Below are 13,342 nucleotides of genomic sequence, written 5' to 3'. Positions count from 1 at the left end.
CAGGCTGCGCGGTAGATTAATGAAGGGGGCAGGGATGTTACTGAATAAAGGCTTAACAATTCATCAGGTTAGTTCATGGCTGGTGCTGGCACTTGCCCTGAGTCCGTGCGTGCCGTCCCAGGCGGCTATCATCGCGGCCATGCCCGGTGTCCATTCGACCCAGGCCACCACCTCTGTTTCTGCCAGTCAGCAAAAAATTCGCCAGGCGTTTGCCAGTGACAGTCAGCCTTTTTACGGTGCTTCACTGGCCGCCCTGTATGCCGCGCGAAATATGCAACCGATCTGGCAGGATCATGACGCCGTGCAGAAGTTTCAGCAGCAGCTGGCTGAGGTAGCGTTATCCGGCGTCCAGCCACAATTTACCCGGTGGGTGGAGCGTCTGACCGATCCATCCATTACCGGATTCGCCCGCGATGTGACACTGTCCGATGCCATGCTGGGTTATCTGCAGTTTGTCTCATCGGTTCCCGCACAGGGGGAAACGTGGCTCTACAGTACGGTGCCCTATAAGTTGGCGGTGCCGTCGGTGTCCGTCATTAATGCCTGGCAGAACGCCGTGAATGCGGGGCGGGCAGCGGCCTTTGTGAATTCGCTGGAACCGCAACATCCACAGTATCCCTTAATGCACAAAGCGTTAATAAACCTGCTTAACGATAAACAGCCGTGGCCGCAAATCAAAAATCGCGACACGGTAAGGCCCGGTCAGGTCAGTGATGATGTACCGGCGCTGCGGGAAATCCTGCGGCGCAGCGGTATGTTAAGTGCACAGACGACGGCACCTGCACCGAATGACGATGCGGTTCCTACTGCGCCAGTTACGGTCAGCCACAGTGAACCTGTCGCGGTCAGCCCGTCTGCCGTTGCCGTGAACGCTATTCCGCCGCCACCGCCAGGCGCGCCGGACAACGTACAAGTGGCACCTACGGCGACAAGTGGCGTCAATGTCTATGACGATAATCTGGTCGCAGCGGTAAAACGCTTTCAACAGTGGCAGGGGCTGGACGCGGATGGAGCCATTGGTCCGCGTACACGTGAATGGCTGAATGTGTCACCTCAGCAACGTGCCGCCCTGCTGGCGCTGAACATTCAACGCCTGCGTTTGCTGCCGGATGATATGCACAACGGCATTATGGTCAACATTCCCAATTACTCGTTGAATTATTACAACAACGGCACCCGGGTGCTGACATCGCGGGTGATTGTGGGCCGGCCAGACCGTAAAACGCCACTGATGCGCAGCGCGCTCAACAACGTGGTGCTGAATCCGCCCTGGAATGTGCCTACCACGCTGGTGCGCCAGGACATCATTCCAAAAGTGAAACAGGACCCGACGTACCTGTATAAGCACGGATATACCCTGCTGTCGGGCTGGAGTGCGGATGCGGAGGTGATCGATCCCACCATGATCGACTGGAGCATGGTGTCTGCCTCGTCGTTCCCGTACCGAATTCGTCAGGCGCCGGGGCAGACCAATTCACTGGGCCGTTTCAAATTTAATATGCCCAGTTCAGATGCTATCTATTTGCACGACACGCCCAATCATAATCTGTTCCAGCGTGATATTCGCGCACTCAGCTCGGGCTGCGTGCGGGTCAACAAAGCGTCAGAACTGGCGGGCATTCTGCTGCAGGATGTAGGCTGGAATGATGCCCGTATCTCAGGGACGTTAAAACAGGGTGATACGCGCTATGTGCCTATTCGCCATCGGATACCGGTTAACCTGTATTATTTAACCGCCTGGGTCGCGGATGATGGTAAAACGCAGTTTCGTACAGATATTTACAATTATGATAATACTGCCCGTTCCGGGAGTCTGGTGCTGAGTCGCGCGCAGCAGTTGCTCCTCTAACGGTTGATTTTTAACCGTAAGTGCGCATTGCGCACGGGAAGATGACCTGAGAAAGGCGGTGTCTCCGATGAGGCGCCGTCTTCCAAACTTGCCAGACATGGGTTGACGTGCTACCGCGAGAAAGTTATGGTTCCGCCAGTGCGTTTTTTGCACGTGTCATTGGCTCTGTTCTCAGGTAAAACGCTTCATGTCTACAATTGATTCTGTCCGTCGCAAACTGTTGTTTTGCGGAAGTGCCGCTGCGGGACTGGCTTTGTTGCCGACGTCAGCGATGGCTTCACTCTCTACGTCACGACCGCGCGTCTTAACGCTGAATAACCTTCACACGGGTGAAACCCTCAAAACAGAATTCTTCAACGGTAAAAGTTACGACAAGAGCGAGTTATCGCGTCTTAACCATTTTTTCCGTGACTACCGCGCCAATAAAATCAAAAGTATCGATCCCCACCTTTTCGATCAGCTCTACCGCCTCCAGGCGCTGCTGGAAACGCGTAAGCCCGTTCAGCTGATCTCGGGCTACCGCACTCTGGCCACCAATAATATGCTGCGCGAATCTGGTCCTGGTGTCGCAAAACACAGCTACCACACCAAAGGTCAGGCGATGGATTTCCATATTGAGGGGATTAGTCTGGCGAATGTCCGGAAAGCCGCGTTAAAAATGCGGGCGGGTGGTGTAGGATATTACCCCAGCAGCAACTTTGTACATATTGATACCGGTCCGGTCAGGCACTGGTCGTAACGTCGGCAACGCTGCGGGTGCCGACCATGGAGCGTTATGAATTATCACATTATCCCCGTTACCGCCTTCGCGCAGAACTGTTCGGTTATCTGGTGCGACACCACACGTGAATCTGCGATAGTGGATCCGGGTGGTGACGCCGATACAATCAGGCAAACGCTGAAACAGCTTGATTTAACGCCTGGCCAGATCCTGCTGACGCATGGTCATCTTGATCATGTCGGGGCCGCGGCGGAACTGGCGGCCTGCTGGAACATACCACTGGTAGGCCCGCACAAACAGGATGCGTTCTGGCTTGAGGCATTGCCCACGCAGAGCCAGATGTTTGGACTTGAGTACTGCGCGCCGCTTACGCCCGATCGCTGGCTGGAAGAGGGGGACACTGTTCAGGTTGGTCAGGTTAATCTTGAGGTTCTGCACTGTCCCGGTCATACGCCAGGTCATATCGTGTTTTTTGACCGACAGGGGCGTTTACTGGTTTCCGGTGATGTGATCTTTAACGGTGGTGTAGGACGCACCGACTTTCCGCAGGGTAACCATCAGCATCTGATTGATGCCATCAAAAACAAAGTGTTGCCGCTGGGAGATGATGTGACGTTTTTGCCCGGTCACGGTCCGCTATCCACTTTAGGTCGTGAACGTCTGACGAATCCTTTTCTGCAATAAAAAATGGGCCAGTCAGGCCCATTTTTTTCATAAGGACAGGATTACAGCACGGCGACAATCGCTTCACACAGGGCAGACATATTATCGGGCGTCATCCCGGCCACGTTCACCCGGCCTGAGTTCACCGCATATACGCCAAACTCTTCACGCAGACGAATGACCTGATCTTTGGTCAGCCCGCTGAACGAGAACATACCGTTCTGCTTAATGATAAAGCTGAAATCCTGCTGCGCCCCTTTTTCCGCCAGCGTATTCACAAACAGCTGACGCATGCGCTGGATACGCTGACGCATATCGGACAACTCCTGCTGCCAGATGGTACGGAGCGCGTCATTTCCCAGGATGGTTGCCACCACTGCCGCACCGTGTGACGGTGGGTTAGAGTAGTTCGCGCGAATCGTGTACTTCACCTGACTGAAGGCGGTATCGGCCGTGGCTGCATCGCTCGCCACCAGCGTAATCGCACCCACGCGTTCATTATACAGACCAAAGTTTTTGGAATAGGAACTGGCCACAATCAGCTCCTGATGGCTGGCCGCAAACAGGCGCAGACCTGCTGCATCTTCTTCCAGCCCACGGGCAAAGCCCTGATAGGCGAAGTCAAACAGCGGCAACCAGCCATTGGCTTTGGAAAGCGCAGCCAGCTGTTGCCACTGCTCTGCTGTCGGATCGATACCGGTTGGGTTATGGCAGCAGCCGTGGAACAGCACCACATCACCGGCTTTAACCTCTTTCAGCGAGGCCAGCATGCTGTCAAAGTCCAGCGTATGGTTGACCGCATCATAATACGAGTATTCACACACCTCGAGACCCGCGGCGTTAAACACGTTTTTATGGTTCGGCCAGCTCGGGTTGCTGACCCATACGCGCTTCACCGACGTCTGCGTGGCCAGAAAATCCGCAGCGACACGCAGTGCACCTGTCCCGCCTGGCGTCTGCGCGGAACGTACGCGGCCCGCCGAAATCAGGGCGTTGCCTTTACCAAATAACAATTCCTGAGTGCAGTATACGAAATCCGGCAGACCGTCAATGCTCAGGTAATTTTTGCTGGTCTCGTTTTCCAGCAGATATTGCTCTGCTTTTTTAACGCTGGTGAGCACCGGGGTTTTCCCGGTTTCATCTTTATAAACGCCAATACCGAGATTAATTTTATTCGGGCGGTCATCGGCACGAAACAGATCGGCCAGGCCAAGGATAGGATCGGCAGGTGCAGCAGAGATCGATTCAAACATGAGTCGGGTCCAGTAGCGTGAACTTTAGCAAATGAAGCATCAGGTTAACGTCAGCACGGCGAAATGCCAACCGTTTGCGATAAAATTCATTGTCCGGTCGGCAGAATTACCAGTACTTATAGGGAGAAGGGGGCCACGTATCGGCTGCGCTGAATAAAGGCAATAAAAAACGGAGCCGAAGCTCCGTTTTTTGTACTGCATCAACAAACTTAGAACTGGTAAACCACACCCAGGCCGACTACGTCGTCGTTAGGAATGCCCAGTGGGTTGTTTTTGTCCAGCTGGTTGATTTTATAATCAACGTAGGTGGCCATGTTTTTGTTGAAGTAGTAGGTTGCGCCCACATCGAAGTATTTGTAGATATCCGCATCGCCGATACCTTCAATGTCTTTGCCTTTGGACTGAACGTAAGCCAGTGAAGGACGCAGACCGAAGTCAAACTGGTACTGTGCAACCATCTCAATGATTTGAGCTTTGTTTGCAAAGGCAGGAGCGGTAGTTGTTGGGCCAGTAACGATTGAAATTGGTGCTGCATTACGCATTTCACCATACATCGCTGCCAGATAAACATTGTTAGCATCATATTTCAGAGCGGTTGCCCAGCTTTCAGCATGTTTGCCAGCGCCAACAATATTGCCGTTGGCTGCAACACCCTGAGCCTGCGAGTCAGTACGATCGCTGCTGCTATATGCACCAACAATGCCTACGCCGATTGGCGAGGTGTAAGATGTTGATGCACCCCATCCATCGCCATTTGCTCTACGATCAGCGCGATTTGAATTTTCATTTTTGCCCTGATACTGAAGCGCAAAGTTCCAGCCATCTACCAGACCAAAGAAGTTACTGTTGCGGTAGGTCAGCAGACCACCACTACGACCGTTCATGAAGTTGTCTGAGTTACCTGAGTCACCGCCGAATACTGGCAGCATATCGGTCCAGCCGATTGCATCATAAACCACACCGTAGTTACGGCCATAGTCGATTGAGCCGGCATCGCCGAACTTAAGGCCAGCAAAGCCCAGACGGGTTTTATTGTCAGTTTGCGCATCAGAACCTTCAGAGTTATTACCCTGAATGTTGTATTCCCACTGACCATAACCAGTCATCTGGTCATTGATCTTGGTTTCGCCTTTGAAGCCGAAGCGAATATAAGTCTGATCGCCGTCATCACCTGAGTTATCAGAGAACTGGTGACGTGCATCCACTTTACCGTACAGGTCCAGCTTATTGCCGTCTTTGTTATAAACTTCTGCTGCATTGGCTGCGCCAGCGGCGAGCAGAGCAGGGATAACCACTGCCAGAATGTTGCGCTTCATCATTATTTATTACCCTCATTGGAGTTATTTGGACACCTGCCACTGCCGTCAAGAAATCTTTACATGAACCTTGAAAGAAGTTTGGTGTCTCCTGTGTCTGCACGCATCTTTCCATCCCCCATCGGGTAATTCTACTGCGAAAATGCTACAAAAGTCGTAATCTTGTTTCAAATATAAAAAATGTATTTCCAAATGTAAAAATAACGGAACTTTGTGAGTCATATCAAAATTTACAAAAATAAAAAAAGGCCGGCGAAGCCGACCTCTTTATATATATGAATTTCTTATATTAAATGCTGAAAATCAGAAGCTCGCATTACGTGGCGTGCGTGGGAACGGGATAACATCTCTTACATTTTGTACGCCTGTGACATAGGCGATTAAACGTTCGAAACCTAATCCGAATCCGGAATGGGGAACAGTGCCATAGCGACGCAGATCACGATACCACCAGTAATCCTCTTTTTTCAGCCCCATCTCTTCCAGACGCGCATCCAGTACATCCAGACGCTCTTCACGCTGTGAACCGCCGATAATTTCACCAATGCCAGGCGCTAACACATCCATCGCGGCCACGGTTTTACCGTCTTCGTTAAGGCGCATGTAGAACGCTTTGATGTCTTTCGGGTAGTTTTTCACAACGACAGGCGCTTTAAAGTGTTTCTCCGCCAGGTAACGCTCATGCTCAGAAGACAAATCAATGCCCCAGGAGACAGGGTTCTCAAACGTCTGGCCGCAGTTCATCAGAATCTCGACGGCATCGGTATAGTCGACCTGCGCAAAGTCTGTGGTGACGAAGCGCTCCAGACGAGCAATGGCGTCGTTATCAACCCGCTCGGCAAAGAACGCCATGTCGTCTGCACGTTCTTCCAGGACGGCTTTAAACACATACTTCAGCATGGCTTCCGCCAGATCGGCCGCATCATCCAGGGAGGCGAAGGCTATTTCCGGCTCCAGCATCCAGAATTCCGCGAGATGACGGCTGGTGTTGGAGTTTTCGGCCCGGAAGGTGGGGCCGAAGGTATAAATTTTTGACAGCGCACTGGCGTAGGTTTCGCCGTTGAGCTGGCCGGATACCGTCAGGAAGGCTTCCTTACCAAAGAAGTCTTCTGAAAAGTCGACTTTGCCCTGATCGTCACGCGGCAGGTTTTCCAGATCCAGCGTTGATACGCGGAACATTTCACCCGCACCTTCAGTATCGGAAGCGGTAATCAGCGGCGTAGAAACCCAGAAATAGCCGTTCTCATGGAAGAAACGGTGCAGCGCCTGCGCCAGCGTGTGACGAACACGGGCTACGGCACCAATCAGGTTCGTGCGTGGACGCAGGTGGGCCACTTCACGCAAATACTCAATGCTGTGACGTTTGGCCGCCATAGGATAGCTGTCGGGATCTTCCACCCAGCCTACCACCTCCAGCTTTGTCGCCTGGATTTCAAACGCCTGCCCCTGGCCCGGAGATGCCACAACGGTACCGGTGACAATGACGGAGCAGCCGGTAGTCAGGCGCAGCACTTCGTCCTGATAATTATTCAGAGAATTATTGACGACGGCCTGAACGGGATTAAAGCAGGAGCCGTCATACACGGCGATAAAGGACAGACCGGCTTTTGAATCTCTTCGGGTACGTACCCAACCACGTACGGTGACTTCACTGTCAACCGCGACGCGACCGTGCAGTACATCCGCTACAGGCACTACGCTCATAAATATCTCTCTATATAGAAGAAGTGTGTGAATGAATTCCCCAGACTGGGGTGTTGCTATGTTACTTGCGAGTCAACAGGAAACAAGCAAAATTCAGGGGGAAGGGCAGATTTATTGCCAGGAAAGCGGGGCGCAGAGCGCCCCAGTCACATAGCGCTTAGCTGGCTTTTTTTACCAGCGGCAGGTCAAAGGCTTTTCTCAAGGCTCTGACGAAGGCTTTATCCTGACAAATGGTTTTGCCCGGACTGTCTGACAGCTTGGCAACCGGCTTCCCGTTACACTGCACCAGCTTAATGACAATATTGAGTGGCGTCACGCCGGGAATATCGCAGGTCAGTCGGGTGCCAATGCCAAACACAACGTGAGTACGCTGACCAAAGTGGCGATAGAGCGCCAGCGCTTTATCCAGATTCAGGTTGTCGGAGAACACCAGGGTTTTACTCTGTGGATCTATGCCCAGTTGCTGATAATGCGCCAGGGCTTTTTCACCCCATTCAACCGGATCGCCCGAATCATGGCGTAAACCCTGGTAACGGCGGGCGAAGACCGGGCCGAAGTCGCGCAGGAAGGCGTCCATAGCGATGCAGTCCGTTAACGCAATACCCAGTTTGTCATCATATTCATCCAGCCAGGCCTGTAACGCGGCCCGCTGGCTGTTCGCCAGCACCGGACTGATTTGCTGAAAAGCCTGAAACCATTCGTGCGCCTGCGTGCCGACAGGCGTCAGTTCAAGACGGCGGGCCAGATCATAGTTGCTGGTGCCCATCAGCCAGGGAAAGTCCTGCTTCAGCGTACTGACAATGGCTTCCTGCACCGACCGGGAATAGCGGCGACGGGTACCAAAATCCATCAACCGAAAACGTGACATATCGGTATCCGCAATTTGCGTTTTAAACGTCGCCAGTTTCTGGTGCAGAAAGTCCACGGCCTGCTGACTGCCGGTGTGTGGTGTACGATGGCGATGCACCACTTCGCTGATCAAGGCCAACAGGGGAACTTCCCACATGATGACCTCACGCCAGGGCCCCTGAATTCGGATAGCCAGCTTGCCGTTGTGATTTTGCACGTCGACCTGCTGGGGGTCATAGCGAAAATTGCGCAGCCAGTTAAGGTAGTCGTCAGCAAAGAAGGGGAGGTCAGATAACCAGGCATATTCGGCGTCGGTCAGCGCCAGCGTCTGCATGGCATTGATCGCTGCACGGATTTCGTCAGCATAAAAACCCAGTAACTCATCGCTGCGGCAGCGAAACTCCGCCGCTACCGTAACATCATAGTAGCGATGGAAGACGGCTTGCTGCATATGAAGCTTATACGCGTCAGTATCCAGCAGCGAAGTCAGTATCGGGGAAGCATGTCCTGTCATGGCGCGTTTCGGCATCCTGTTCGGTGGCGCAGAGCCCGGTGTATTAAACGTCACAAAGACGCAAAAGTATAAATCACTAACAGACGGCGATCACAGCATATTTCAGGATAGCGAGTCGAGGCCGAATTGTGTCATTGTTAAGAAAGTGTAGCCATTTTGCCCACGACATGCATTACGCATGGCAAGCTTAACGCATCAGGCTTAGACTTTGACGGGTAAACTATTCATTGCGAGACGAAATATGACGCAGCAGCCAAAAATAAAATATCGCCACGATTACCGGGCTCCCGATTATACCATCACCGATATTGATTTAACCTTTGAACTGGATGAGTCGACCACGCGCGTCACGGCCATCAGTCAGGTTAAACGCCAGGGTGATAACGGGGCTGAATTGCGTCTGGACGGTGAAGATCTGACCCTGATCTCGCTGGAAGTTAATGGCCAGGCCTGGACGGCTTATAAAGAGGAAGAAGGCGCACTGGTACTCAGCCAGTTGCCAGACAGTTTCACGCTGAAAATCGTGAATGACATTCATCCTGACCGCAACAGCGCGCTTGAAGGATTGTACAAGTCAGGTGAGGCACTTTGTACGCAATGTGAAGCCGAAGGCTTCCGCCATATTACCTGGTATCTGGATCGGCCGGATGTGCTGGCGCGTTTCACGACCACCATCATTGCCGATGGCAACCGCTATCCTTTCCTGTTGTCGAACGGCAACCGTATCGACAGTGGTCATGACGAGCAGGGACGTCACTGGGTGAAGTGGCAGGATCCGTTCCCGAAGCCCTGCTATCTGTTTGCGCTGGTGGCAGGTGATTTTGACGTGCTGCGCGACAGCTTTACCACGCGTTCGGGTCGTGATGTCGCACTGGAGATCTTTGTTGACAGAGGCAATCTGGACCGTGCCGACTGGGCAATGACCTCGCTGAAAAACAGCATGAAGTGGGATGAAGAGCGCTTTGGCCTGGAGTATGACCTCGACATCTTTATGATTGTCGCGGTGGACTTCTTTAATATGGGCGCGATGGAGAATAAAGGGCTTAACATCTTTAACTCCAAATATGTGCTGGCAAAAGCCGAAACCGCAACCGATAAAGATTACCTGGGGATTGAGGCCGTGATAGGCCATGAATATTTCCACAACTGGACCGGCAACCGCGTCACCTGTCGTGACTGGTTCCAGTTGAGCCTCAAAGAGGGCCTGACCGTCTTCCGCGATCAGGAATTCAGTTCAGACCTGGGATCGCGTGCCGTTAATCGTATCGATAATGTCCGTATCATGCGCGGCGCGCAGTTTGCTGAGGATGCCAGTCCGATGGCGCACCCGATCCGGCCGGATCAGGTGATCGAAATGAATAATTTCTACACCTTAACCGTGTATGAAAAAGGATCGGAAGTGATCCGCATGATGCATACCTTGCTGGGAGAGGAGAACTTTCAGAAAGGGATGCAACTGTACTTCAAACGGCATGACGGCAGCGCCGCCACCTGCGATGATTTTGTTCAGGCGATGGAAGACGCGTCTGGCGTTGATCTGTCTCAGTTCCGCCGCTGGTACAGCCAGTCAGGTACACCAACCGTCACGGTACGCGACGACTACAATCCGGAACTGGAGCAGTACACGTTGCACGTTACGCAACACACGCCACCGACAGCCGATCAGAAAGAAAAACTGCCGCTACACATCCCGCTGGATATCGAACTGTATGACGGCCAGGGCAAGGTGATTCCGTTGCAGCGCGATGGCCATCCTGTGCATCACGTCCTGAACGTGACGGAAGAGTTCCAGACGTTTACGTTTGATAACGTCTATTTCCAGCCGGTGCCGTCACTGCTGCGTGAATTCTCCGCACCTGTGAAACTTGATTACAAGTGGAGCGATGCCCAGCTCACCTTCCTGATGCGCCATGCCAGTAACGATTTTTCCCGCTGGGATGCGGCGCAAAGTCTGCTGGCAACCTATTTACGTCTCAATGTTGCGCGTCATCAGCAGGGGCAGCATTTGTCACTGCCGCTGCACGTTGCCGATGCTTTCCGCACCGTGCTGCTTGACGCAGACAGCGACCCGGCATTGACGGCGCTGATTTTGACATTGCCGAGTGAGAACGAAATTGCCGAGCTGTTTGAGATTATCGATCCGCAGGCCATTGCGCTGGTGCGCGAAGCGTTGGTCCGTACGCTGGCGCGTGAACTGGCGGATGAATTCTTTGCCGTGTATAACGCCAATCAGCAGGCGGACTATCACGTTGATCATGCGGAAACAGGCAAACGGTCACTGAAAAACATCTGCCTGTACTATCTGGCGTTTGGTGACATGGATCTGGCCGATAAACTGGTTCAGGCACAGTATCAGCGCGCGAATAATATGACCGATTCCCTGGCGGCACTCTCGGCCGCCGTGGCGGCGCAGTTGCCGTGCCGTGACGCCTTACTGGCTGACTATGACGATCGCTGGCATCGCGATGGCCTGGTGATGGACAAATGGTTTATGTTGCAGGCCACCAGCCCGGCGCAGAATGCGTTACTTAACGTGCGCCGGTTGCTGTCGCACCGTTCGTTCAGCATGGGGAACCCCAACCGTATTCGTTCATTGATCGGTGCCTTCGCATCGGGGAACCCCTCGGCCTTCCATGCCGAAGATGGCAGCGGCTATCGCTTCCTGGTCGAGATGTTGACGGATTTAAATACCCGAAATCCGCAGGTTGCGTCGCGCATGATTGAGCCATTGATTCGTCTGAAACGTTACGATACTCGCCGTCAGGCGCTGATGCGCCAGGCGCTGGAGCAGCTACAGGGTCTGGAGAAACTGTCGGGCGATCTGTACGAGAAAATTACCAAGGCGCTTAACGCCTGATAAAAAACGGCGGGCCATGGCCCGCCGTTTCATCAGCGCTGTTGCGCATAGCGCGGCGGTTTATCTGCCGCACTGCGACGCATCACCCGATCCAGCACCTCCGCTTCCAGCTCGGCCAGACGGGCGGAACCCCGCCGCCGGGGACGTGGCAAATCAACCTGCAAATCCAGCCCAATCCGACCTTCCTCAATCAGCAGAACCCGATCCGCCATTGCAACCGCTTCACTGACATCATGGGTGACCAACAACACCGTAAAATTGTGTTGCTGCCACAGTGATTCAATCAGCTCCTGCATCTCAATTCGGGTTAACGCATCGAGCGCGCCGAGTGGCTCATCCAGAAGGAGCAGACCGGGGCGATGAATCAGGGCGCGAGCCAGTGCCACGCGCTGTTTCTGACCGCCAGACAGGGCGGCAGGCCAGTCACTGGCGCGATCGGCCAGCCCAACGGCCGCCAGCGCCTCGTGTGCGGCTTCCCGCCAGGCATTGCCCCGCAGACCAAGTGCCACGTTATCAATCACTTTTTTCCAGGGCAGCAGTCGCGCATCCTGGAACATCAGACGGGTTTCGTCGCGCGCCGTGTGCAATGGCGCAGTGCCGGCCAGTAGCTGACCCTCAGTGCTGTTTTCCAGCCCGGCCAGCAAACGCAGCAGGGTACTTTTGCCGCAGCCGCTGCGGCCCACGACGGCCACAAATTGTCCAGACGGTATGTGCAGGTCGAGGTTATTAAGAATCGTACGCTCGCCATATTTTTTGCTGACGCCCTTTACACCAACCGGCGTACCGGCCGTCAGACGCGCCGGGATAGCGGAGTTAATCATGCTGCTTCCTCCTTATGTTGATAAGCCGGATGCCAGCGTAACCAGACACGTTCCAGCAGTAGCGCACTGACATCGGCCAGTTTCCCCAGCAGGGCATAAAGAATAATGGCGACCATCACCACATCGGTTTGCAGAAATTCACGGGCATTCATGGCCAGGTAGCCAATCCCGGCGTTAGCGGAAATGGTTTCAGCCACAATCAGCGTGAGCCACATTAATCCCAGACCAAAACGCACGCCGACCATGATGCTCGGTAACGCACCCGGCAATATCACCTGCACAAACAGGCTCCAGCCCGATAAGCCATAGCTGCGTGCCATTTCAACCAGCCCCCGATCCACGTTGCGAATGCCGTGATACGTATTCAGATAAATCGGGAACAGTGTGCCCAGCGCCACCAGAAAAATTTTGGCGGTTTCATCGATACCAAACCACAGGATGACCAGCGGGATAAGCGCCAGATGAGGCACGTTACGTAACATTTGTACCGAGGTATCCAGCAGGCGCTCGCCCAGACGTGAGGTGCCGGTAATCAATCCCAGCACTAACCCGATCGAACCGCCGATGCTAAAGCCCAGCAGCGCGCGCCAGCTGCTGATAGCCAGATTCCGCCACAGCTCGCCGCTGGCGGCCAGTTGCCAGAAGGTGGTGACGATCTTCTCCGGTGCCGGCAGGATACGGCTGGAGAGCCAGCCGGTCTGCGACGCAATCTGCCAGACCACGACCAGTAATACCGGTAACAGCCAGGGCACAAGCGCCGCTGAGAAGGATTGACGTAATCGGATCATGGCGATC

The 13,342-nt window shown here is 53.8% G+C and carries 10 protein-coding genes; 4 read left to right on the top strand and 6 right to left on the bottom strand.

The features are described 5' to 3' along the window. The first annotated feature begins 34 nt into the window (after positions 1-34). From ldtD to C1N59_RS13495, 3 genes are all read left to right on the top strand, one after another. Positions 35-1,849 carry a L,D-transpeptidase gene (gene ldtD / locus C1N59_RS13505; RefSeq protein ID WP_133745113.1) on the top strand — a complete coding sequence of 605 codons (1,815 nt, stop codon included), beginning with the start codon at positions 35-37 and terminating at the stop codon, positions 1,847-1,849. 187 nt (positions 1,850-2,036) lie between these two features. Continuing rightward, positions 2,037-2,588 carry a YcbK family protein gene (locus tag C1N59_RS13500; RefSeq protein ID WP_033737630.1) on the top strand — a complete coding sequence of 184 codons (552 nt, stop codon included), beginning with the start codon at positions 2,037-2,039 and terminating at the stop codon, positions 2,586-2,588. 36 nt (positions 2,589-2,624) lie between these two features. Then, entirely contained in the window at positions 2,625-3,254 is a 630-nt protein-coding gene (locus tag C1N59_RS13495; RefSeq protein WP_058701021.1) for an MBL fold metallo-hydrolase, read from the top strand. Positions 3,255-3,295: 41 nt separating this feature from the next. On the opposite strand, the gene C1N59_RS13490 is transcribed toward C1N59_RS13495, so the two are convergent. The 4 genes from C1N59_RS13490 to pncB all read right to left on the bottom strand — a co-directional run bounded on the left by C1N59_RS13490 (position 3,296) and on the right by pncB (position 8,869). Beyond that, positions 3,296-4,486 carry an amino acid aminotransferase gene (locus tag C1N59_RS13490; protein ID WP_394549720.1) on the bottom strand — a complete coding sequence of 397 codons (1,191 nt, stop codon included), beginning with the start codon at positions 4,484-4,486 and terminating at the stop codon, positions 3,296-3,298. Between the two features lie 209 nt (positions 4,487-4,695). Then, entirely contained in the window at positions 4,696-5,805 is a 1,110-nt protein-coding gene (ompF, locus tag C1N59_RS13485; RefSeq protein ID WP_033737627.1) for a porin OmpF, read from the bottom strand. A gap of 300 nt (positions 5,806-6,105) precedes the next feature. Then, a complete protein-coding gene (gene asnS, locus C1N59_RS13480) occupies positions 6,106-7,506 on the bottom strand; it encodes an asparagine--tRNA ligase (protein ID WP_039341285.1) in 1,401 nt (466 codons plus the stop codon). A gap of 157 nt (positions 7,507-7,663) precedes the next feature. Continuing rightward, positions 7,664-8,869 carry a nicotinate phosphoribosyltransferase gene (gene pncB / locus C1N59_RS13475; protein WP_006118645.1) on the bottom strand — a complete coding sequence of 402 codons (1,206 nt, stop codon included), beginning with the start codon at positions 8,867-8,869 and terminating at the stop codon, positions 7,664-7,666. Positions 8,870-9,110: 241 nt separating this feature from the next. Here pncB and pepN point away from each other — a divergent pair, with 241 nt between their 5' ends. Beyond that, complete coding sequence (pepN, locus tag C1N59_RS13470; RefSeq protein WP_039341279.1) at positions 9,111-11,726, top strand: aminopeptidase N; 2,616 nt, start codon at positions 9,111-9,113, stop codon at positions 11,724-11,726. A 32-nt stretch (positions 11,727-11,758) separates the two neighbouring features. Here the strand turns inward: pepN and ssuB are convergent, their stop codons facing one another. Then, positions 11,759-12,547: an aliphatic sulfonates ABC transporter ATP-binding protein gene (gene ssuB / locus C1N59_RS13465; protein WP_164483106.1), complete on the bottom strand. Its 789-nt coding sequence runs from the start codon at positions 12,545-12,547 to the stop codon at positions 11,759-11,761. Then, positions 12,544-13,335, bottom strand: a complete 792-nt coding sequence (gene ssuC / locus C1N59_RS13460; protein WP_033737624.1) for an aliphatic sulfonate ABC transporter permease SsuC — start codon at positions 13,333-13,335, stop codon at positions 12,544-12,546. Before ssuC ends, ssuB begins: the two co-directional genes overlap by 4 nt. Between the last annotated feature and the right edge of the window lie 7 nt (positions 13,336-13,342).

The organism is Pantoea sp. SGAir0183 (genome assembly GCF_043545505.1).
Note: the sequence above shows the minus strand (reverse complement) of the source record. Positions and strands in the feature narration are given on the sequence as shown.